The organism is Xylanimonas protaetiae (genome assembly GCF_004135385.1).
GTDB classification, from domain to species: domain Bacteria; phylum Actinomycetota; class Actinomycetes; order Actinomycetales; family Cellulomonadaceae; genus Xylanimonas; species Xylanimonas protaetiae.
This window is the reverse complement of record NZ_CP035493.1, coordinates 3,688,137-3,709,651: the sequence shown is the minus strand read 5'-3', so window position 1 is coordinate 3,709,651 and position 21,515 is coordinate 3,688,137. Positions and strand designations below refer to the sequence as shown.

The following is a 21,515-nucleotide window of genomic DNA, read 5'->3' as shown; positions in this document are numbered from 1 at the left end:
GCGACCGTCACGCGAGGTCCGACGGCTTGACGGCCGGGGTGTCCGAGCCGCCGAGGGCGTCGCGCACCTTCTTCCACGTCAGGCCGGCGGGGGCGGGCATGTCCGCCGTCGTGAGACGACGCCGGAACACCCAGTACGTCCAGGTCTGGTAGGCGATGACGACGGGCGTGAGGATCACGGCGACCCACGTCATGACGGTCAGCGTGTAGTCGGTCGAGGACGCGTCGGCGATCGAGAGCGACGGGCCGCCGTCGAGCCCCGGCATGACGTCCGGGTACATGGACCCGAAGATCAGCACGACGGCGGAGACGATCGCGAGGGCCGACAGCCCGAACGCCCAGCCCTCGCGCCCGCGGGCGTTCAGCACCACGACGCCGACCAGACTCAGCGCCGCGACGGCGACCGCGGCCCACGTCCACGCCACGGAGAACGCGACCTGCGCCCACACCGCCCACGCGCCGGCGACAACGACGGCCGCGACCGCGAACCGCGCCGCGAAGGTGCGGGCGCGGGCCCGCAGCTCGCCGTCGGTCTTGAGCGCCACGTACAGCGACCCGTGCAGCAGGAACAGCACGAGCGTCGTCAGGCCGCCCAGCAGCGCGAAGGGGTTGAGGAGGGCCCAGAACCCGCCGACGTACTGGTGGTCGGCGTCGAGGAGCACGCCGCGCACCAGGTTGGCGAACGCGACGCCCCACAGCACCGCGGGCACCCAGGAGCCCACCTGGATGAGCACGTCGAAGCGGCGCGCCCACACGGCCGAGGCGATCTTGCCGCGGTACTCGAAGGCCACGACGCGCACGATGAGCGCGAGCAGGATGAGCAGCAGCGGCAGGTAGAACCCGGAGAAGAGGGTGGCGTACCACTCGGGGAACGCGGCGAAGGTCGCACCGCCCGCGGTGAGCAGCCACACCTCGTTGCCGTCCCACACGGGCCCGATGGTGTTGATGAGCACGCGCCGCTCGGCGTGCTTCTCCTCCTTGGTGCCGCGCGGGAAGAGCGACAGCAGCATGCCGACGCCGAAGTCGAAGCCCTCGAGCACGAGGTACCCCGTCCACAGCACGGCGATGAGCACGAACCACAGGATCGACAGGTCCATCTCAGTTCTCCTTGGTGCTCGGGCTCAGTAGGCGAAGGACAGCGGGCGGTTGGCGTCGTCGTCGCCGGCGCGCGCCTCGGGGGACTCGTCGTGCACCTCGGGCACGCCCTCGATGGCGTACCGGTGGATGAGGCGGTACCAGACGACACCCAGGGCGGCGTACAGCAGCGTGAACACGACCATCGACGTGAGGACCACGCCCGCCGGTACGGCCGTCGAGACGCCCTGCTCGGTCAGCAGCCGCACCTGGTCGATGCCGGTCGGGTTGGGCGCGACCACCCAGGGCTGACGGCCCACCTCCGTGAAGATCCACCCGAAGGAGCAGGCGAGGAACGGCATCGGGATGGCGACGATCGCGAGCCGCGAGAGCCACCTGTTGTCCGAGAGCCGGCCCTTGCGCGTGGCCCACAGCGCCCACAGCGCGAGGGCGGCGGAGAACACGGCGAGGCCGATCATGAGGCGGAACGCCCAGTAGGTGATGCCGAGCGGCGGGGTGTAGCTGATGGGGTTGCCCGCGGCGTCGACGGAGCCGAACCGCGCCTCCATGTCGCGCTGGACGTCGTTGACGCCGGGCAGGGCGGACTCGGGGCCGGAGAAGTGGCCCGTGCCGAGGAAGCTCGCGAGGCCCGGCACCGAGATGACGCGCGTGAGGTCGTCGCAGGTGGGGTCCCAGGGCCCGACGGTGAGGATCGAGAAGGCGGCGGCCTCCTCGGTCTCGCACAGGCCCTCGGCGGCCGACATCTTGCCGGGCTGCTGCTGGTACATGAGCTTGCCCTGCGCGTCGCCGGAGAGGCCCACGCCGACGCCGGCCACGAGCATGACGATCGCCCCGAGCACGACGGCCGGGCGGTACGTGTCGCGGGCCAGGGCCACGAGCTCGGGCTTCTTGGACCGCACCAGCCGCACCATCCACCAGGTGGCGATGCCGCAGACGAACGTGCCCGCGACGAGGAACGCGGCGCTGATGGTGTGCGGGAACGCGGCCAGCAGCGTCGAGTTGCTGAGGATCGCGCCGATCGACTCCATCTCGGCGCGGCCCGTGGCCTCGTTGTAGACCGTGCCGACGGGGTGCTGCATCCACGAGTTCGCCGCGAGGATGAAGAACGCGGACAGGTTGGTGGCGATGGCGAGCAGCCAGATGCACGCGAGGTGCACCTTCTTGCTCAGCCGGTCCCAGCCGAAGATCCACAGGCCCAGGAACGTCGACTCGACGAAGAACGCCGCCAGGGCCTCCATGGCGAGCGGCGCCCCGAACACGTCACCGACGAACCGGGAGTACTCGCTCCAGGCCATCCCGAACTGGAACTCCTGCACGATGCCGGTCGCGACGCCGAGGGCGAAGTTGATGAGCAGCAGCTTGCCGAAGAACTTGGTCAACCGCAGCCACCGCTCGTTCTTGGTGACCACCCACGCCGTCTGCATGCCCGCGACCAGGGGCGCCAGGCCGATCGTCAGCGGCACGAGGATGAAGTGGTACACGGTCGTGATGGCGAACTGCCATCGGGCGAGATCCAAGGTCTCCACGGTGCGTCTCCTGGGCTCGGGAAGGGCACTGAACTGAGGCGAGGGCGACGCCGTGGCCGGAGAGTGTCCGCACGTCGGGGCCTGTGCGCAGCCTGCTCGTGAAAATCTTCACTAGTCAATACGACACAGTGTGAGCATCCTCTCAACAGGGTCGGAGCGCAGCGGGAGAGGCGCTGGTTGACCTCACCGGCCATGAGATCCGGTGGACACGCCACGCCCTTTCGTCACGGGATGGTCACGACGGTGCGATACTGGGACGCAACCTTCGGGGTCCACACCACCTCGAGGGCTACGAGCTCGCAGCTCCCGCGTCCGCACGCGGTGCCGCGGTCCGGGTCACGAAGGGGACCCGGGTCGCCCGGCGTCCGCGAAGACGAGGCAGCAGCCCGCCGTACCGAGACTTCCGTCCGGTGACCGCGTCCTCGCGGCACGGACGACGACCGCCCGGCGGTCCGCAGGTGTGGGGCGGACGGCAGGGCAGCAGGAGCACATCGCGTGACCTCTGAGAACAACGAAGCACCCCGTAAGCCCGCGCGCCGCCGCGTGACCCGCGCCGCCGGCGGCCCGGCCGCCGGCGCCACGCCCGACCTCGGCATCACCCTCCCGGCGCGCGACGAGGCCCCGGCGCCCGCGCCGGCCGCCGCGGCCCCCGCCCCGGAGGCCCCGGCCGCGGACGCGCCGAAGGCGGAGGCCCCCGCGCGCCGCTCCCGCCGCGTCTCGCGCCCCACCTCGACGCCGACGACGGCGCCCGACGCCGCCCCGGACGCCGCGGCCGCGCCCGCCGCCGGGATCTCGCTCGACGACATCGTCTTCCCCGCCCGGGCCGACGAGCCGGCTGCCGAGGCGCCGCGCACGCAGGTCTCCGTCGGCCGCTCGGAGGCCGCCGGCGCCCGCCGCGCCGTCCGCAGCCTCGCCGACATCGAGCTGCCGAACGGTCCGGCCGCCCCTGCGGCCGACGCCGGCGCCGACGACGCCGAGCCCGCCGCCCCGCGCAAGAGCATCCGCTCGCGCCGCACGAAGGCCACCGCCGAGGACGCGCCCGCCACGGCGTCGAAGGCCACGGCGTCGAAGGCCGCCACGTCCAAGGCGGCGTCGTCGAAGGCAGCGGGCACCCGGTCGGCTGCGAAGGCGGCCCCGAAGGCGTCCGCCCCGGCGGCGGACGCTGAAGGCGTCGCGCCCGAGGCCGCCGCGCCCGCCCGCGCCACCCGGACCCGCCGCGCCCGCGCCGAGCAGCCGGAGCAGCCCGTCGTGGCCGCCGAGCCCAAGCCCGCCGTCGCCGAGCCGCCCGCCGACTCGGCCGCGACGGCCTCCCGGGCCCCGGGCTCGTCGACGCCGCGCCTGGCCACCACCGCGATGCTCTTCCAGGCCCCCGACCTGGCGGCCGGGCGCCGCCCGCGCCGCGCGCAGGCCCCCGCCGGCCCGCCGACCGCCAGGCCCGAGCCGAAGGCTCAGGCCGGCGAGCTCGCCGCGGCGCCCGCCACCAAGGCCGTCGCCGAGACCACTGCCGAGGCCGCTGCCGCCGAGCCCGCCACCGAGACGGCGACCCCCGTCGTCGTGCTGCCCGAGCCCGTCGAGCTGACCGGCGAGGAGGCGGCCGCCGCCGAGGAGGTCGCCGCCATCGAGGCCGAGCTGGTCGCCGACGGCGTCGAGCTCGTGGACCTGGGTCCGGAGGACCTCGTCGAGGACGAGGAGGACGTCGAGCTCGACACGGCCGACGACCGCCCGCGTCGTCGTCGTCGCCGGGGTGGCCGTGGCCGCCGCGGTGGCCGTCGTCCCGAGGACGACGAGGACGAGGAGGGCGACGAGCTCGCCGAGCCGTCGGACGAGGCGCAGGACGCCGACGCCGACGAGGAGGGCGAGGAGCCCGCCGAGGACGACGCCGACGAGACGGAGCACCCCGAGGACGGCGGCCGCGCGTCGAGCCGTCGTCGTCGCCGCCGGCGGGGCTCGCGCGCCGAGCGCGCAGAGTCCGCGACCGCGCGCGGCCGCTCCTCGGACGAGGTCACGGCGCTCAAGGGCTCCACGCGCCTCGAGGCCAAGCGCCAGCGCCGCCGCGAGGGCCGCGACGCGGGCCGCCGCCGTCAGATCATCACCGAGGCCGAGTTCCTCGCCCGCCGCGAGGCGGTGTCGCGCTCGATGGTGGTGCGCGAGCTGGGCGGCCGCACGCAGATCGCCGTGCTCGAGGACGGCGTGCTCGTCGAGCACTACGTCTCGCAGCAGTCGCAGACCTCGATGGTCGGCAACGTGTACCTGGGCCGCGTGCAGAACGTGCTGCCGTCCATGGAGGCCGCGTTCGTCGACGTCGGCAAGGGCCGCAACGCCGTGCTGTACGCCGGTGAGGTCAACTGGGACGCCGCCGGTCTCGAGGGCGGCCAGCCGCGCCGCATCGAGCAGGCGCTCAAGTCGGGCGACTCGGTGCTGGTGCAGGTCACCAAGGACCCGATCGGCCACAAGGGTGCCCGTCTGACGTCGCAGGTCACGCTCGCGGGCCGCTACCTCGTGCTCGTCCCCGGCGGCGGCATGACCGGCATCAGCCGCAAGCTGCCCGACGTCGAGCGCAACCGCCTCAAGAAGATCCTGCGCGAGGTCGTGCCCGAGGGCGCCGGCGTCATCGTGCGCACGGCCGCCGAGGGGGCCTCGGAGGAGGAGCTGCGCGCCGACGTCGAGCGTCTCCAGAGCCAGTGGGACGCCATCCAGACCAAGGCCGGCCGCTCCTCGACGAGCGCCCCGGCGCTGCTCCAGGGCGAGCCCGACCTGGCCATCCGCGTCGTCCGCGACATCTTCAACGACGACTTCTCGTCGCTCGTGGTCGAGGGTGACGGGGCGTGGCAGGAGGTCTCGACCTACGTCGAGGAGCTCGCGCCCGACCTGCGCGAGCGCGTGACCAAGTGGAACGAGACCACCGACGTCTTCGCGGTGCACCGCGTCGACGAGCAGCTCGCCAAGGGCATGGACCGCAAGGTCTGGCTGCCCTCGGGCGGCTCCCTCGTCATCGACCGCACCGAGGCCATGACGGTCGTCGACGTCAACACCGGCAAGTTCACCGGCGCGGGCGGCACGCTCGAGGAGACCGTGACGCGCAACAACCTGGAGGCAGCGGAGGAGATCGTCCGCCAGCTCCGGCTGCGCGACATCGGCGGCATCATCGTCATCGACTTCATCGACATGGTGCTCGAGTCGAACCGCGACCTGGTGCTGCGCCGCCTGGTCGAGTGCCTGGGCCGCGACCGCACCAAGCACCAGGTCGCCGAGGTGACGTCGCTGGGCCTGGTCCAGATGACGCGCAAGCGCGTGGGCCAGGGCCTGGTCGAGGCGTTCAGCGAGACCTGCGAGCACTGCAAGGGCCGCGGGTTCATCGTGCACGCCGAGCCGATCGAGAAGGGCGGGTCGTCGAACGGCAACGGGCACACCCACGCCGAGCCCGCCGCCGACGCCGCGCCCGCGGGGGAGCCGAAGCGCTCGTCACGCCGTCGTCGTGCGACGTCGAAGCCGGCCGAGGCCACCCCGCACGCCGACGTGCCGAAGCTGCCGGACGACAAGTCCGAGGCGCGCGAGGCCGTCAAGGCCACGCTCGCCACGATCGCGGCCGCGGCCGCGCACGCGCACGACCACAAGGACGACGCCGCGACGCCTGACGCCTGACGCCTGACGCACGCGGTACGCAGGGCGGCCCCGACCTCGGTCGGGGCCGCCCTGCGTCGTTCCGTCGGGGTGCCGGTGGGTCGTGGGATGCTCGCGCCATGAGCGATCAGGCGGCAGAGGACCGCGTGGGAAGCGTCGAGGTCGTCGCCGGGCCGATGTTCGCCGGCAAGTCCGAGGAGCTCGTCCGGCGCGTGCGGCGCGCACGGCTCGCGGGGCGGGGCGTCGTCGTCGTCAACCACGCACTCGACGTGCGGGCGGGCGGCGGAAGGATCGCGTCCCACTCGGGCCTGGAGATCCCGTCCGCCACCGCGTCGGCGGCGGCGGAGATCCCGGGGCTCGTCACGCCGGGCACCGAGCTCGTCGCGATCGACGAGGCGCAGTTCTTCGGGCCGGACCTCGTGGACGTGGTGCTGGGCCTCGCCGACGACGGGCTGCTGGTCGTCGTCGCGGGGCTGTGCGTGACGTTCGACGGCCGCCCGTTCGAGCCGCTGCCCGCCCTGATGGCGGTCGCGGAGAGCGTGGTCAAGCTGACCGCGGTCTGCACGATCTGCGGCCGCGACGCCGCGTACCACGTCCGCCTGAACCAGGAGGCCGCGTCCGCCGAGTCGCCGGTCGCGGAGCACGTCGGCGGCCAAGAGTCGTACCAGGCCCGCTGTCGCCGCCACCGCGCCCTACGGGCGGTCGAGCGACTCTGAATGTCCGCATATGAGCCGCCGTACGCGGACATCCAGAGTCGCTCGACCGCCGGTCAGTCTTGGATGAGCGGGACGAACGTGTACGTGCCGTGCTGTGTGACGCGCACCTTGTCGTCGGCTGCCTCGACCAGCAGCATGGTGTGCCGGACCGGGATCACCATGCGGCCGCCCGGCGCGAGCTGGTCCACCAGCACCGTGGGGAGCGCGTCCGCCGCGGCCGAGACGAGGATCCGGTCCCAGCCGTCGTCGCGCGGCCGGCCCAGCACCCCCGCACGCGCCGGCACCTCACGGGCCCACGGCATGCCGGCCCGCACCACGTTGGCCGCGCCCCACGCGGCCAGGTCGGGCCGGCGCTCGACGCCGAGCACCTCGCCGTCCTGCCCCACCAGGCGGGCCAGCAGCGCCGTCGTCCATCCCGACCCGGCGCCGACGTCGAGCACGCGCGCCCCGCGCGGCACGTCGAGCAGCCGCAGCATCGCGGCGACCGTCGAGGGCTGCGAGCACGTCTGGCCGTGCCCGATCTCGAGGGGACGGTCCTGCGGCGAGTAGGGACGCTGGAGGCGCGGCAGGAACGCCCGGCGGGGCACGGCACGCATCGCCGCGGAGACGGCGTCGTCCTCCATCGCCCCATCGTGCGTCCCGGTGGCGGGCCGCACCAGGGCGGGCGATGCTCGAACGGTCAAGGCCCAATCAGAGAGGATCGGGGGATCCCATGGCCGGCTCGGTGGCACGCATCACGGAGATCAGCGCGCGCTCGGACGTGAGCTTCGAGGACGCGATCAAGATCGGGGTGGACCGCGCGACGGAGACGCTGCGCAACGTCCAGGGAGCGTGGGTCAAGGAGCAGAAGGTCGACGTCACGGACGGGGTGATCACCCACTGGCAGGTCGTGCTGGAGATCACGTTCGTCCTGGACTGAGCGTCCTGGACCGAGGTGACGGACGGGCCTACCGCGGAGCCGCGGCGGGCCCGTCCGGGGCGTCCGGGGCGTCGTCGAGCGGGGGCTGCGGGGCCTCGGGCGAGTACCACGCGGTGAGCCGCGGGTCGTCGGTGTTCAGCCAGGCGCCGGCGCCCTTGTCGGGCTGGGCCTTGACGACGCCGATGACGAAGTCGTCCCCGTGCTGCTCGATGCCCTCGCGCACGCCGCGCGCGAGCGCCTCGCGGGCGAACCGCCGGCGGATCGTCTGGGGGTCGTGGGCCAGCTCCCGCGACCAGGCCACCATGACGAGCACGATGACGACGGCGAACGGCAGCGCGGTCACCATCATCAGGTTCTGCAGGCCGTTCAGGGCCGCGCTCCCGCCGCCGACCAGCAGCACCGCGGCGATGACGGCGAGCGCCGAGCCCCACACGATCGTGTTCCAGCGCCGCGGGGCCGGGTTGCCCTTCTCGGCGAGGGACGCCATGACGATCGAGGCGGAGTCGGCGCTGGTGACGAAGAAGATGCCCACCGAGACCATCGCGATCGCGGAGGTCACGGCCCCGGCGGGGAGGTTGTCCAGGAGCGCGAACAGCATGTCCTGGGCGGAGCCGGCCTGGCTCAGCGCCGCGCCCGTCTGCTCCAGCCACATGCTCGTGCCGCCCAGCACGGTGAACCAGACCAGGCAGACGAGGGTGGGCACGACGATCACGGTGAGCACGAACTCGCGCAGCGTGCGGCCGCGGCTGATCTTGGCGATGAACAGGCCGACGAACGGGGTCCACGAGACCCACCAGGCCCAGTAGAAGGTGGTCCAGCTGCTCATGAACTCCTGGGCGTCGTCGCTCGTGGCGCCGGACTGCGCGGCGAGCGTCGGGAGCTCGGCGACGAACGTCATGAGGCCGCCGGGGAGCAGGTTGAGCAGCAGCACGGTGGGGCCGGCGACGAAGACGAAGAGGGCCACCACGCCGGCGAGGATCATGTTGACGTTCGACAGCACGCGGATGCCGCGCTTGACCCCGGAGACGGCCGAGACGACGAAGGCGACGGCGAGCACCGCGATGATGCCGACCAGGGCCCCGTTGCCGAGCGGCCCGACGCCGGCGACGATCTCGACGCCGCGCCCGATCTGCAGGGCGCCGATGCCGAGCGACACCGCGGTGCCGAACAGGGTCACGATGATCGCGAAGATGTCGACGACGGCGCCCAGCGGCCCGCGGGTGCGCGCACCGAAGATGGGCTCGAGGAGCGCGGACATGAGCGGCGCGCGCCCCTTGCGGAACGACGCGTAGGCGACCGCCCCGCCCACCAGCGCGTACATGCTCCAGGCGACGGGGCCCCAGTGGAACATCGTCTGGGCGAGCGCGAGGTGCATCGCCTGGTCGCTGCCCGGCGCGACGTCGGCGAACGCCGGCGGCAGGGAGGTGAAGTGCGTGACGGGCTCGAGCGGGCCGTAGAAGAGCAGCCCGATGCCGATGCCCGCGGCGAAGATCATCGCGACCCACGAGGCGGTGGAGAACTCCGGCTGCTCGCCGTCCTGGCCGAGGCGGATGCTGCGGTAGCGGCCGAAGCCGATCCACATCATGAAGGCGAAGACGCCGACCATCAGCAGGCCGAAGAACCAGCCGAAGTCCTCGGTCACGACGCGGTACGCCGTCGTGGAGGCCGCGTGGAGGCTGTCGGCGCCGAGGACGCCCCACGCGATGACGGCGGCGACGAGGCCGAACGCGACGCCGAAGACGACCTTGTTCACGCCGAAGCGGTGGTTGTTGTCCTCGACGCCGATGCCGGGCAGCAGCGCGGGGTGGAGCCCCTCGGCGATCTGGGGGAGCGTCACCTCGTGGACGAGGCGGGCCGTCCGGTGCCGGCTCGCGCCGTCGCGGTGGCGGTGCTCCTCGCCGGGGACGGGGGTGGTGGTACCGGTCATGGGACAGCCTTCCGGTCAGGTGCGGCAGACGGCACGGACCCCCGAGAACCCCAGCCGCGGACCGTGAGGCCGCGCTCGTGACTGTGGCGCTGGGCGCTGGGTCGATGGTAAGCGGCCGGGCCCGATGGTGTAGTCTTGTGCGTCGGCACGCCCATCGGCGTGCCTGTCCCGTGTGCCCACGGACGCACCGCACTCGATCACCGAGGTGACCTCGAGTTGCAGACCAAGCCGGTGTTCACCGCCGTCGGGCACGCCTACACAGGAGATATGCACCATGGTGTACGCGATCGTCAAGGCCGGTGGCCGTCAGGAAAAGGTGTCCGTCGGCGACATCGTCGTGATGAACAGCATCGACGCGAAGGCCGGCGACACCGTCGAGCTGCCCGCTCTGCTGCTCGTCGACGGGGAGAAGGTGACCACCGACGCCGCGAAGCTGGCGAAGGTCAAGGTCACGGCTGAGGTCGTTCGGGACGAGAAGGGCCCGAAGATCGTCATCCTCAAGTACAAGAACAAGACCGGTTACCGCAAGCGCCAGGGCCACCGTCAGTCGCTGACGCGCCTCAAGGTCACCGGCATCAAGTGACTTTCCGCAGGCCCACGCGGCCCGCGTGAACCTCCCCGTACTTCCTGAAAGCAGGTCCTGAGAATGGCACACAAGAAGGGCGCGAGCTCCTCGCGCAACGGTCGTGACTCGAACGCCCAGTCGCTCGGCGTGAAGCGCTTCGGCGGCCAGGTCGTCAAGTCGGGCGAGATCATCGTCCGCCAGCGCGGCACCCACTTCCACCCGGGCGAGAACGTCGGCCGCGGTGGCGACGACACGCTGTTCGCGCTGACCGCCGGTGCGGTCAAGTTCGCGACGCGTCGTGGCCGCAAGGTCGTCGACATCGTCGAGTCGGCTGAGGTCTGAGTCGTAGCGCAGCGAAGCCACGCTTCGCAGCAGTTCCTTCGCAGAGGGGCGCGCCGGGTTCGGCGCGCCCCTCTCGTCTTGCCTGAGAGGATTCACCCATGGCCAGCTTCGTCGATCGCGTCGTCCTCCATGCCTCGGGCGGGGACGGCGGCCACGGTGTCGCCTCCATCCGCCGCGAGAAGTTCAAGCCGCTCGCCGGCCCGGACGGCGGCAGCGGCGGTGACGGCGGCTCCGTGAAGGTCGTCGTCGACGCGCAGACGACGACGCTCCTGACGTACCACCACTCGCCGCACCGGCACGCGACCAACGGCACCCAGGGCATGGGCGACGACCGCGACGGCGCGAACGGCGAGGACCTGGTCCTCTCGGTGCCCGACGGCACGGTCGTCAAGGACCTCGACGGCAACGTGCTCGCCGACCTCGTCGGCGCGGGCGCGGAGTACGTCGTCGCCGCGGGCGGCAAGGGCGGGCTCGGCAACCGGGCGCTCGCGTCGCCCAAGCGCAAGGCGCCGGGCTTCGCGCTGCTGGGCGAGCCGGGCGAGTCGGCCGACGTCGTGCTCGAGCTCAAGACGATCGCCGACGTCGCCCTCGTGGGCTTCCCGAGCGCCGGCAAGTCGTCGCTCATCGCGGCGATCTCGGCCGCGCGCCCCAAGATCGCCGACTACCCGTTCACCACGCTGGTGCCGAACCTCGGCGTCGTCGAGGCGGGGGAGACCCGCTACACCGTCGCCGACGTCCCGGGCCTCATCCCGGGCGCGAGCGAGGGCCGGGGCCTGGGCCTGGAGTTCCTGCGCCACATCGAGCGCACGGCCGTCATCGTGCACGTGCTCGACTGCGCGACGCTCGAGCCGGGCCGCGACCCGATCACCGACCTCGACACCATCGAGGCCGAGCTCGCGTCCTACGCGGGCGACCTCGAGATCGAGGGCGGCCGCGTCCCGCTCACCGAGCGCCCGCGCCTCGTGGTGCTCAACAAGATCGACGTGCCCGAGGCCCGCGAGCTGGCCGAGTTCGTCAAGCCCGAGCTCGAGGCGCGCGGCCTGCGCGTCTTCGAGATCTCGACGGCGTCGCACGAGGGCCTGCGCCCGCTGACGTTCGCCCTCGGCGGGATCGTGGCCGAGGCGCGCGCCGCGGCGCCCGCCCCGGAGCCGACGCGCATCGTCCTGCGCCCCAGGGCCGTCGACGACGCCGGGTTCACCGTCACGAGGAAGCAGGACGCCGACGGCGTCTTCTTCGAGGTGCGCGGCTCGAAGCCGGAGCGCTGGGTCCGCCAGACGGACTTCAACAACGACGAGGCCGTCGGGTTCCTCGCGGACCGGCTCGCGAAGCTCGGCGTCGAGGACCGCCTGTTCAAGGCGGGCGCCGTCGCGGGCGACGAGGTGCGCATCGGCGACGAGCGCGACGCCGTCGTCTTCGACTGGGAGCCGACGCTCATGACGGGGCCCGAGCTGCTCGGCGCGCGCGGCACCGACCTGCGCCTGGACGAGTCGAAGCGCAAGACGCGCTCCGAGAAGCGCCAGGAGTTCACCGAGCGCATGGACGCCAAGACCGAGGCGCGCCGCGAGCTGTGGACCGAGCGCCAGGCGGGCCACTGGACGGACCCCGACTCCGAGTGAGGCGGGAAGGCTCGCGCGGCGTGTGGCCGGCGTGGGTCCAGCACGTGACGGAGGCGGGGTCGAGCTGGTCTCGGCCCCGCCTTCACGTTTCTCCCGGGTGCGGGCCAGGTAACGATCTGACTTCGTACCCCGTTCGCATGGTGATCGACGTCACGTGTTCCTAGACTCCGGGCAGCCCCGTCGACGAAGCCGGGGCCCATGACCACGAGTCTGGGAGGTAGTAGTGCGCAGAGTTCCAGCGATCGCAGCAGGGCTGGCACTGGTCGGGGCATGCCTGGCCATGGCGCCGGCGCAGGCCGCGCCGACCATCGGCGGCAGCGCCGAGCCCACGGGCGTGGGGTCGGACGCCCTGCCCAACCCCATCGCGGAGAAGCAGGCGGCCCTGCGCGAGCAGGCGATCTCCGACGTGCTCTCGGGCAAGGCGAAGGTGCAGACCATCAACGGCCAGCAGGTCGTCCAGGTCACCTCCGAGAACGCCAGCGCCAACGGCCAGGGCAACGGCAACGACCAGGGCAAGGGCCACGACCAGGGCAAGGGCAAGGGCAAGGGCCACGACCAGGGCAAGGGCCACGGCAAGGGCGGCAAGGACTCCTACCAGTCCAAGTACGTCCCGGTCGCCCACGAGGGCACCGACCGGATCTTCGTCGTCCTCGTCGAGTTCGGCGACCAGCAGCCGACCTTCCCGCTCGACCCGAAGGCCCAGCGCCACGAGGGGCCGCTCCACAACCAGATCCCGGAACCGGACCGCACCAAGGACAACTCGACGGTCTGGGCGGCCGACCACTCGCAGGCGTACTTCCAGAACCTGTACTTCGGCGAGGGCGAGTCCCTGAAGAACTACATGACCACGCAGTCGTCCGGCCGCTACAGCGTCGACGGCACGGTCACGGACTGGGTCAAGGTCCCCTTCACCGAGGGCCGGTACGGCACGAACCGCTGCGGCCAGACCAACTGCGGCGACGTCAAGCTCCTCATCCAGGACGCCGCGAAGGCCTGGGTCGACGGCCAGCTCGCCGACGGCCGCACGATGGACGACATCAAGGCCGAGCTCGCCACGTTCGACGTGCAGGACCGCTACGACCTGGACGGCGACGGCGACTTCAACGAGCCCGACGGGTGGATCGACCACTTCCAGATCGTCCACGCCGGCGGCGACGAGGCCGACGGCGACCCGATCTACGGGACCGACGCCGTCTGGTCGCACCGCTGGTACTCGAACCTCGCCTACGGCCCGTCGTGCTTCGACGGTCGTGCCTGCCTCACGGGCGCACCGATCGGCGGCACCGTCAACCCCGACGGCACGGTCGCCTCGACCGACGACTACACCGGCTTCTACGTCGGCGACTACACCATCCAGCCGGAGAACGGCGGGCGCTCGGTCTTCTACCACGAGTTCACCCACGACCTCGGCCTGCCGGACGACTACAACTCGGTGACGGCCAGCGGCGACAACAGCAACGAGTACTGGACCCTGATGGCGCAGAGCCGTCTGGGCGGCGCCACCGACGGGGGCATCGGCGAGCGTGCCGGCGACCTCGGCGCGTGGAACAAGCTCCAGCTCGGCTGGCTCGACTACGACTACCTCACCGCCGGTCAGAAGAAGACGGTGAAGCTCGGCGCCTCCGAGTACAACAACAAGGACGCGCAGGCGGTCATCGTCGGGCTGCCCCCCAAGCCCGTCCAGCACGACCTCCCCGCGCCGTACGCCGGGTCGGGCGTGTACTACTCGGGCCACACCAACAACAGCATCATCACGCTCAAGCAGACCGTCACGGTGCCGACGACCGACCCGGTCCTGTCGTTCCAGACGATCTACGACCTGGAGACGGACTACGACTACGCCCAGGTCACCGCGAACGGCGCGCCGCTGACGGCCTGGGACGGCACGCAGGCCGCCTGGGGCCCGATGACGGTCGACCTGTCCGCCTACGCCGGGCAGTCGGTCGAGCTGGCGTTCTCCTACGTCACCGACCCGGCGGTCTCGGGCAACGACCCGGACGTCCCGGACGGCGTGCTGCTCGACGACATCCGGCTCGGCGGCACCCTGATCGGCGACGGCGAGGGCGGCCTCGGCGCCTGGACCACCAACGGCTGGGTCGCGGCGGGCGCGCAGTACACGACCTACCACCCGGGGTACTACATCGCGGCCAACCGCACCTACGTCAGCTACGACCAGTACCTCAAGACCGGCCCGTACTACTTCGGGTACGGCGCCGCGCTGCCGGACAAGGTCGACCACTTCGCGTACCAGCAGGGCCTGCTCGTCTCGTACTGGGACACGTCCGTCGACGACAACGACGTGAACGTGCACCCCGGCTCGGGGCGCAACCTGTACGTCGACTCGCACCCGGCGCCGTTCAAGCAGACCTCCACCGGCGCCCTGTGGCGGCCCCGCGTGCAGATCTACGACGCGCCGTTCAGCCTGGCGAAGACCGACACCGTCACCCTGCACGTCGACGGCGTCGCGAACACCTTCGGCGGCCTGCCGGGCAACCCGGTCTTCCGCGACACCGACAAGTACTTCTACGAGGAGTCGCCGAACCAGGGCGTCAAGCTCCCCGGCGTCGGCGTCACGATGACCATCCTGAAGCAGAACGGCACGACCATGAACGTCAAGGTCGACTAGCCGGAACGCGGTACGAGGAGCGACGCGCGGCGCCCGGGGTTGACCGAACCCCGGGCGCCGCGCCCGTCAGGGCGGGCTCGTCGGCGATGATGTGCGCGTGACAGCCCGTTCCACCCTTCCCGACGACGCGCGCGCCGCGCAGACCGGCCTCCCCGCGGCGCGCTCCGCGCTTCCTGCCGCCCGCCGCATCGTCGTCAAGATCGGCTCGTCGTCCCTCACCGGGCCGGACGGGCACCTCGACGTCGCCGCGCTGCGCGCGCTGGTCGAGGTGCTGGCCGCGCGGCACGCCGCCGGCACGCAGGTGGTGCTCGTGACCTCGGGCGCCGTCGCCGCGGGCATCGGCCCGCTCGGGCTCGCCGCCCGGCCCAAGGACCTCGCCACCATGCAGGCCGCCGCGTCCGTCGGCCAGGGCCTGCTCGTCGCCCGCTACGCCGAGGCCTTCGCGGGCCACGGCATCCGCGTCGGCCAGGTGCTCCTGACCGCCGAGGACACGGTGCGCCGCCTGCGCTACAAGAACGCGCAGCGCTCCCTGTCGCGCCTGCTCGCCCTCGGTGTCGTGCCCGTCATCAACGAGAACGACGCCGTCACCACCGACGAGCTCAAGTTCGGCGACAACGACCGCCTCGCCGCCCTCGTCTCCCACCTCGTGCGCGCCGACGCCCTCGTGCTGCTCACCGACGTCGACGGCCTGCACGACCGCGCACCGCACAAGCCCGGCGCGCAGCGCATCGCCTTCGTGGGCGACCTCGCCGAGGTCGCCGACGTGCCGGTCACGAGCCGGGGGAGCGCGGTCGGCACGGGCGGCATGGTCACCAAGCTGGAGTCCGTGCGCATCGCGACGGCGTCCGGCATCACCGTGGTGCTCACGGCCGCGCGCAACGCGGCGGGGGCGCTCGCGGGCGCCGACGTCGGCACGCTGTTCGCCGCGACCGGCCGCCGCACCTCGGCCCGGCGCCTGTGGATCGCGCACGCCGCCCGCGTGCGCGGCCGCCTGCACGTCGACGCCGGCGCCGCGCGCGCCGTGCGCGGGGGACGGGCGTCGCTGCTGCCCGCGGGCATCACGCGCGTCGAGGGGGAGTTCGACGCCGGGGACCCGGTCGAGCTCGTCGCCCCGGACGGCACGGTCGTGGCGCGCGGCCTGGTCGCGTTCGACTCGTCCGAGCTGCCCACCCTGATCGGCCGCCAGACGGCGGAGCTGCGCGAGCAGCTCGGCGAGGGCTACGACCGCGAGGTCGTCCACCGCGACGACCTCGTGCTCGACCACCACTGAGGTCTCGCGTCCTGCGGCTCCGCGCGGGGCGGCGAGGGTGCCGCGCACGACGACGGGGCGCTACACCGACTCGTCGAGGCGGGTGCCCTTCAGCTCCGTCAGCAGGCTCGCGCCCCCCATCGCCAGCACGAACGCGGCCGCGAACACGGCGAACACGCCGCCCGTGCCGATGCGGTCGTGCAGCGGCAGCGTCACCAGCGGGGCGAGGATCGACGCGATGCGGCCGAACGCCGTCGCGCTGCCCGCCCCGGTGGCCCGCACCGGCGTCGGGTAGGACTCGGGGGTCACGGCGTACAGGGCGCCCCACGCGCCCAGGTTGAAGAACGACAGCGCGATGCCCGCGACGAGGATCTGCGGCACCGACCCCGCCAGGCCGAACCCGAGCGCCGCCACGGCCGACCCCGCGAGGAACGACACGAGCACCGCCCGGCGCCCCCACACCTCGATGAGCCACGCCGCCACCGCGTACCCGGGCAGCTGCGCGAGCGTGATCACCAGCGTGTAGCCGAACGACCGCACCATCGAGAACCCGTCCGCCACGAGCAGCGTCGGGATCCAGGTGAACGCCCCGTAGTAGGCGAAGTTCACCCCGAACCACGTCAGCCACAGCGCCACGGTCCGGCGCCGCAGCGCGGCCGCGAACAGGGCCCGCACCGGGACGCGCCCGGCGCCCGCGGGCGCCGCGCCCGTCGCCAGGCCCGGCGCCACGCTTGCGACCGGGCCCGGGACAGCACCCGCGGTCCGGCCCGGCGCTGCACCCGCCGTCAGGTCCGACGCCGCGACGTCGTCGGAGGACGGAGCGGCGATGCCGGCGGACGCCTCGAAGACGCGCACCGCGGACTCGGCCTCGGCGTGCCGTCCGCTGCGCTCCAGGAAGCGCACCGACTCGGGCAGGCGCGAGCGCACGTAGAGCGCGTAGGCCGCCGGCACCAGGCCGATGGCGAACGCCCAGCGCCACCCGGCGTCGGACGACGGGACGAGCAGGAGCCCGACGACCGCCGCGGCGATCCACCCCACCGCCCAGAACGACTCGAGGATCACGACGACGCGCCCGCGGATGCGGGCGGGCGCGTACTCGCTGACGAGCGTCGACGCGACGGGCAGCTCCGCGCCGAGCCCCAGCCCGACGACGAACCGCAGCGCGATCAGCACCGCGAGCCCGCCCGCGAGCGCGGACGCCCCCGTCGCGAGCCCGTAGACGAGCAGCGTGAGCGCGAACACCTGGCGACGGCCCACGCGGTCGGCCAGCAGGCCGCCGAGCGCCGCGCCCACGGCCATGCCCGCGAACCCGACCGAGCCCAGCAGCGACCGCTCGCCCGTGGACAGCGACCACTGCTCGCCGATCGCGACGAGCACGAACGACATGATCCCGACGTCCATCGCGTCGAGCGCCCACCCGACGCCCGAGCCCACCAGGAGCCGGAGGTGCGCGCGCGTGAACGGGAGCCGGTCGAGGCGTTCGGAGCGAGTGAGCGGCCCGGGGCTCGTGGTGCTGCCCGGGCGGCTGGAAGCCGTGGTCATGGACGGATTCTGCCCCTCGCGTGCCCCGGACAGTAGGCTCGAGGCCATGAGCCTCGCGTCCACCGAAGTCCTGTCCGACGTCGACGCCGCGGTGCGCGACGTCGCCCGCCGCGCGCAGGTGGCGTCGCGGGCGCTGGCAACGGCGTCGCGCGGCACCAAGGACGCGGTGCTCCACGCCCTGGCCGACGCCCTCGTGGCGGCGTCGGACGAGCTCGTCGCGGCCAACGCCGAGGACCTCGACCGCGAGCGCGCCGGGGGCATGTCCCCGGGCCTGCTCGACCGCCTGGCGCTGACCCCCGCGCGCGTGGACGGCATCGCCGCCGCGCTGCGCGACGTCGCGGGGCTGCCCGACCCGGTCGGCGAGGTGGTGCGCGGCCAGACGCTGCCGAACGGCCTGCGCCTGCGCCAGGTGCGCGTGCCCATGGGCGTGGTCGGCATGATCTACGAGGCCCGCCCGAACGTGACCGTCGACGCCGCCGGTCTCGCGCTCAAGTCCGGCAACGCCGTCATCCTGCGCGGCGGCTCGGCCGCGGCCCGCTCCAACGAGGTCGTCGTGCGCGTGCTGCGCGACGCCCTGGAGGCGCAGGGCCTGCCCGCCGACCTCGTCCAGACCGTCGACCCGTGGGGTCGCGCCGGCGGCGTCGCGCTCATGCACGCGCGCGGCCTCGTGGACGTGCTCATCCCGCGTGGCGGCGCCGGCCTCATCCGCACCGTGGTCGCGGAGTCGACCGTGCCCGTCATCGAGACCGGGACCGGCAACGTCCACGTCTATGTCGACGCGTCGGCCGACCTCGACGAGGCACTCCCCATCGTCATGAACTCCGCCACGCAGCGCGTCGGCGCGTGCAACTCCGCCGAGACGCTCCTGGTCCACCAGGACGTCGCCGCCCAGTTCCTGCCGCGCGTCCTCGCGGCGCTCGCGGGCGCCGACGTCGTGCTGCACGGCGACGCCGCCACGATCGGCGCGGCGCCCGACGGCGTCGCCGTCGCACCCGCCACCGACCACGACTGGGCCACCGAGTACCTCGCCCTCGAGCTCGCGGTGCGCGTCGTCGCGAGCCTCGACGAGGCGATCGAGCACATCCGCACGTGGAGCACGGGGCACACCGAGGCGATCCTGACCAACGATCTGCGCGCCTCCGAGCGGTTCGTCGCCGAGGTCGACGCCGCGGCCGTCATGGTCAACGCCTCGACCCGGTTCACCGACGGCGGCGAGCTCGGCCTCGGCGCCGAGATCGGCATCTCGACGCAGAAGCTGCACGCGCGCGGGCCCATGGGCCTGACCGAGCTGACCACCACCAAGTGGGTGGTCACCGGGGACGGCCACGTGCGTCCGTGACCCCCCGGTCGACCGCGGCGAGGCGGTTGACCAGCCCGTGAGAGACTTTCCCGGCCACACCCTTCTCGACCCCTTCGGAGGAGCCATGAGCCCCGTCGTATTCGGCCTGCTGGCCTTCGGTGCCCTCGCGTTCGCCCTGCTGGTGACGTACGCGTTCCGCAACGTGTGGAACCGCCACTGAGCATGTCCCACGCGACCTCATCGTCCCGCCCGCGCATCGGCGTGATGGGCGGCACGTTCGACCCCATCCACCACGGCCACCTCGTGGCCGCGTCGGAGGTGGCCGCGAGCTACGGGCTCGACGAGGTCGTGTTCGTGCCCACGGGCAAGCCGACGTTCAAGCAGGACAAGCAGGTCACCGAGGCCGAGCACCGGTACCTCATGACGGTCATCGCGACGGCGTCGAACCCCCGGTTCACCGTGAGCCGCGTCGACATCGACCGGCCGGGCCTGACGTACACGGTCGACACGCTGCGCGACCTGCACGAGCAGCGCCCCGACGCGGAGCTGTTCTTCATCACCGGCGCGGACGCCGTGGCGCAGATCCTCTCCTGGAAAGACGCGCAGACGCTCTGGAGCATGGCCCACTTCGTCGCCGTGAACCGTCCGGGGCACAATCTGACTATCGACGGAATTCCCGAGGGCGCCGTGACGACTCTCGAGGTGCCCGCGATGGCGATCTCCTCCACGGACTGCCGTCGGCGGGCCGAGGCTGGCCAGCCGGTCTGGTACCTGGTACCGGACGGCGTGGTGCAGTACATCGCGAAGCACGGCCTGTACCGCGGGGCGAGCGCCGGAACGAGCGAGGACGAGGCAGACGATGAGTGACAGCTACCCGGGGCGCCCGCTGACGCGCCGCGAGATCCGCGAGCGCGAGGAGGCGGCCGCCCAGGCCCGCGCCGCGGCATCGGGCGCGCCCGCGCCCGCGCCGCAGACGCCCGCCGGGCCGCCGCCGTCGCGCCGCAGCCTGCACGCGCCCGCAGCCCCCGAGCCCACGGCGCCCCCCGTCGTCCGCCCGCCGACGTCGACGGGCGGGGTGCGCGGCCTCGACGAGACCGGCCGCCTGACGCCCGTCCAGCGCACCGGCGTGCAGCCGGTGCCCGCGACCCCGGCGCCGCCCGTGCCGGGCATGCCGACGCGCACGTCGGCGCGCACGCCGGTCGGCCAGCCCGCGACGCCGCCGTCGCCGACGGCCTTCCCGCGCCCGGCGGCCGGTGGCCCGTCGCCCTACGGCGCGGGTCCGGCCGCGCCGTCGTTCGGTCAGAGCCCGGCCGCGCCCTCGTTCGGTCAGAGTCCTGCCGCTCCCTCGTTCGGCCAGAGCCCGGCTGCGGCCCCGCAGCGGTCCGCGTCGCCGTTCGGCAGCACCACGAGCAGCCCGCCGCCGGCGTCGCCGTTCGGCACGTCCGCGGGCTCCGCCGCGCCGTCTGTCGCGCCGTCGTCCGTCGCGCCCGCGACCGGCGCCCCCGCGCCGTCCGCCCCGACGCGCACGTCCGCGGGCGGTCCGTTCGGCGCCCCCTTCGGTACGGTCGCGGCGCCGTCGGAGCCGGCCACGCCGACGCCGCCCGCGTCCCCGTGGGGCGCGACGCCGGCCGCGTCGTCGCCCACCCCGACGGCGCCGGGCCCGGCCGGCAGCCCGGCGAGCGGCCCGTCCTGGGGCTCGATCACCGGCACCGGCACCGGCACCGGCACCGGTACCGGCACTGCGGCGGGCACCGCCGCGGGCGGGACGCCCACGGGCCTGCCGGGCTCGCTGCCGCCCGCACGCCCGCAGCCCTCGCCGTTCGACTCATTCGTCACCGCGGACCAGCCGGTCCGCTCGCGCGCCGAGTCCGCGGCGACCGACGACGCCGACGACGAGCCGGGTCCGTCGTACACGTGGCTGCACTACATCATCCTGATCGTCGTCGCCTTCGTGCTGGGCTGGCTGCTGTGGCAGCTCCTGGACGGCGAGGACCCGAGCTACGCCCCCGACGCCGGCGCGTCCGCCGTGTCGACAGTGATCGCCCCCCTGACGTCCTCGAGAGGAACCCTGTGACCGCGACCGAGCGCGCCGTCGAGCTGGCGGTCGTCGCCGCTCGCGCGGCTTCGAACCTCAAGGCCGACGAGATCATCGCGCTGGACGTGAGCGAGCAGCTCGTCCTCACGGACGTGTTCCTCATCGCGTCCGGCACGAACGAGCGACAGGTGTCGGCCATCGTCGACGCCGTCGAGGAGGCCATGTTCACGGCGGGCGCCAAGCCGATCCGCCGCGAGGGCAAGTCCGAGGGCCGCTGGGTGCTGCTCGACTTCGGCGAGGTCGTCGTGCACGTCCAGCACGCCGAGGACCGCGTGTACTACGCCCTCGAGCGCCTGTGGAAGGACTGCCCCGTCGTCGAGCTGCCCGCGGACGTCACGGACCCCGGGGCCGCCGCGGCCGCGGCGACCGAGGCCTGA

The 21,515-nt window shown here is 73.2% G+C and carries 17 protein-coding genes; 12 read left to right on the top strand and 5 right to left on the bottom strand.

Features of this window, described 5'->3' with window-relative positions; all coding sequences use genetic code 11:
• Positions 1 to 7 precede the first annotated feature (7 nt).
• Both cydB and ET471_RS17205 read right to left on the bottom strand, forming a co-directional pair.
• Positions 8 to 1,096: a cytochrome d ubiquinol oxidase subunit II gene (cydB, locus tag ET471_RS17210; protein WP_129190353.1), complete on the bottom strand. Its 1,089-nt coding sequence runs from the start codon at positions 1,094 to 1,096 to the stop codon at positions 8 to 10.
• Between the two features lie 24 nt (positions 1,097 to 1,120).
• Positions 1,121 to 2,620: a cytochrome ubiquinol oxidase subunit I gene (locus ET471_RS17205; RefSeq protein WP_129190351.1), complete on the bottom strand. Its 1,500-nt coding sequence runs from the start codon at positions 2,618 to 2,620 to the stop codon at positions 1,121 to 1,123.
• Between the two features lie 495 nt (positions 2,621 to 3,115).
• Between ET471_RS17205 and ET471_RS17200 the strand changes: the two genes are divergently transcribed.
• Complete coding sequence (locus tag ET471_RS17200; protein WP_129190349.1) at positions 3,116 to 6,262, top strand: Rne/Rng family ribonuclease; 3,147 nt, start codon at positions 3,116 to 3,118, stop codon at positions 6,260 to 6,262.
• A 98-nt stretch (positions 6,263 to 6,360) separates the two neighbouring features.
• The gene (locus ET471_RS17195; RefSeq protein WP_129190347.1) at positions 6,361 to 6,957 is read left to right on the top strand and encodes a thymidine kinase; all 597 of its coding nucleotides are present in this window, start codon (positions 6,361 to 6,363) and stop codon (positions 6,955 to 6,957) included.
• Positions 6,958 to 7,010: 53 nt separating this feature from the next.
• Here the strand turns inward: ET471_RS17195 and ET471_RS17190 are convergent, their stop codons facing one another.
• Positions 7,011 to 7,580 carry a protein-L-isoaspartate O-methyltransferase family protein gene (locus ET471_RS17190; protein WP_129191116.1) on the bottom strand — a complete coding sequence of 190 codons (570 nt, stop codon included), beginning with the start codon at positions 7,578 to 7,580 and terminating at the stop codon, positions 7,011 to 7,013.
• Between the two features lie 89 nt (positions 7,581 to 7,669).
• On the opposite strand from ET471_RS17190, the gene ET471_RS17185 reads away from it, so the two are divergent.
• Positions 7,670 to 7,876 carry a dodecin family protein gene (locus tag ET471_RS17185; RefSeq protein WP_129190345.1) on the top strand — a complete coding sequence of 69 codons (207 nt, stop codon included), beginning with the start codon at positions 7,670 to 7,672 and terminating at the stop codon, positions 7,874 to 7,876.
• Positions 7,877 to 7,904: 28 nt separating this feature from the next.
• On the opposite strand, the gene ET471_RS17180 is transcribed toward ET471_RS17185, so the two are convergent.
• Positions 7,905 to 9,803: a BCCT family transporter gene (locus ET471_RS17180; RefSeq protein WP_129190343.1), complete on the bottom strand. Its 1,899-nt coding sequence runs from the start codon at positions 9,801 to 9,803 to the stop codon at positions 7,905 to 7,907.
• A 274-nt stretch (positions 9,804 to 10,077) separates the two neighbouring features.
• On the opposite strand from ET471_RS17180, the gene rplU reads away from it, so the two are divergent.
• From rplU to proB, 5 genes are all read left to right on the top strand, one after another.
• A complete protein-coding gene (rplU, locus tag ET471_RS17175; protein WP_066131407.1) occupies positions 10,078 to 10,386 on the top strand; it encodes a 50S ribosomal protein L21 in 309 nt (102 codons plus the stop codon).
• Positions 10,387 to 10,449: 63 nt separating this feature from the next.
• Positions 10,450 to 10,710, top strand: a complete 261-nt coding sequence (gene rpmA / locus ET471_RS17170; protein WP_129190341.1) for a 50S ribosomal protein L27 — start codon at positions 10,450 to 10,452, stop codon at positions 10,708 to 10,710.
• Between the two features lie 98 nt (positions 10,711 to 10,808).
• Entirely contained in the window at positions 10,809 to 12,326 is a 1,518-nt protein-coding gene (gene obgE / locus ET471_RS17165; protein WP_129190339.1) for a GTPase ObgE, read from the top strand.
• A gap of 280 nt (positions 12,327 to 12,606) precedes the next feature.
• Positions 12,607 to 14,952 carry an immune inhibitor A domain-containing protein gene (locus ET471_RS17160; RefSeq protein WP_129190337.1) on the top strand — a complete coding sequence of 782 codons (2,346 nt, stop codon included), beginning with the start codon at positions 12,607 to 12,609 and terminating at the stop codon, positions 14,950 to 14,952.
• Positions 14,953 to 15,139: 187 nt separating this feature from the next.
• Complete coding sequence (proB, locus tag ET471_RS17155) at positions 15,140 to 16,222, top strand: glutamate 5-kinase (RefSeq protein WP_242496558.1); 1,083 nt, start codon at positions 15,140 to 15,142, stop codon at positions 16,220 to 16,222.
• A 60-nt stretch (positions 16,223 to 16,282) separates the two neighbouring features.
• On the opposite strand, the gene ET471_RS17150 is transcribed toward proB, so the two are convergent.
• Entirely contained in the window at positions 16,283 to 17,743 is a 1,461-nt protein-coding gene (locus tag ET471_RS17150; RefSeq protein WP_129190332.1) for an MFS transporter, read from the bottom strand.
• A gap of 46 nt (positions 17,744 to 17,789) precedes the next feature.
• Between ET471_RS17150 and ET471_RS17145 the strand changes: the two genes are divergently transcribed.
• The 4 genes from ET471_RS17145 (at position 17,790) to rsfS (ending at position 21,515) form a co-directional block, all read left to right on the top strand.
• Positions 17,790 to 19,082 (top strand): glutamate-5-semialdehyde dehydrogenase, encoded by a 1,293-nt coding sequence (locus tag ET471_RS17145; RefSeq protein WP_129190330.1) that lies wholly within the window; start codon positions 17,790 to 17,792, stop codon positions 19,080 to 19,082.
• 183 nt (positions 19,083 to 19,265) lie between these two features.
• Positions 19,266 to 19,910: a nicotinate-nucleotide adenylyltransferase gene (nadD, locus tag ET471_RS17140; RefSeq protein WP_129190328.1), complete on the top strand. Its 645-nt coding sequence runs from the start codon at positions 19,266 to 19,268 to the stop codon at positions 19,908 to 19,910.
• Positions 19,903 to 21,117 carry a hypothetical protein gene (locus ET471_RS17135; RefSeq protein WP_129190326.1) on the top strand — a complete coding sequence of 405 codons (1,215 nt, stop codon included), beginning with the start codon at positions 19,903 to 19,905 and terminating at the stop codon, positions 21,115 to 21,117. The genes nadD and ET471_RS17135 overlap by 8 nt, the downstream gene beginning before the upstream one ends.
• Positions 21,114 to 21,515: a ribosome silencing factor gene (rsfS, locus tag ET471_RS17130; RefSeq protein WP_129190323.1), complete on the top strand. Its 402-nt coding sequence runs from the start codon at positions 21,114 to 21,116 to the stop codon at positions 21,513 to 21,515. Before ET471_RS17135 ends, rsfS begins: the two co-directional genes overlap by 4 nt.

Bases quoted from the DNA above. Each gene is read 5' to 3' on its own strand.
- cydB (WP_129190353.1), bottom strand. From the start codon at position 1,096: ATGGACCTGTCGATCCTGTGGTTCGTGCTCATCGCCGTGCTGTGGACG.
- ET471_RS17195 (WP_129190347.1), top strand. From the start codon at position 6,361: ATGAGCGATCAGGCGGCAGAGGACCGCGTGGGAAGCGTCGAGGTCGTC.
- ET471_RS17190 (WP_129191116.1), bottom strand. From the start codon at position 7,580: ATGGAGGACGACGCCGTCTCCGCGGCGATGCGTGCCGTGCCCCGCCGG.
- ET471_RS17185 (WP_129190345.1), top strand. From the start codon at position 7,670: ATGGCCGGCTCGGTGGCACGCATCACGGAGATCAGCGCGCGCTCGGAC.
- ET471_RS17180 (WP_129190343.1), bottom strand. From the start codon at position 9,803: ATGACCGGTACCACCACCCCCGTCCCCGGCGAGGAGCACCGCCACCGC.
- rplU (WP_066131407.1), top strand. From the start codon at position 10,078: ATGGTGTACGCGATCGTCAAGGCCGGTGGCCGTCAGGAAAAGGTGTCC.
- rpmA (WP_129190341.1), top strand. From the start codon at position 10,450: ATGGCACACAAGAAGGGCGCGAGCTCCTCGCGCAACGGTCGTGACTCG.
- obgE (WP_129190339.1), top strand. From the start codon at position 10,809: ATGGCCAGCTTCGTCGATCGCGTCGTCCTCCATGCCTCGGGCGGGGAC.
- ET471_RS17160 (WP_129190337.1), top strand. From the start codon at position 12,607: ATGGCGCCGGCGCAGGCCGCGCCGACCATCGGCGGCAGCGCCGAGCCC.
- ET471_RS17150 (WP_129190332.1), bottom strand. From the start codon at position 17,743: ATGACCACGGCTTCCAGCCGCCCGGGCAGCACCACGAGCCCCGGGCCG.
- ET471_RS17145 (WP_129190330.1), top strand. From the start codon at position 17,790: ATGAGCCTCGCGTCCACCGAAGTCCTGTCCGACGTCGACGCCGCGGTG.
- nadD (WP_129190328.1), top strand. From the start codon at position 19,266: ATGTCCCACGCGACCTCATCGTCCCGCCCGCGCATCGGCGTGATGGGC.
- ET471_RS17135 (WP_129190326.1), top strand. From the start codon at position 19,903: ATGAGTGACAGCTACCCGGGGCGCCCGCTGACGCGCCGCGAGATCCGC.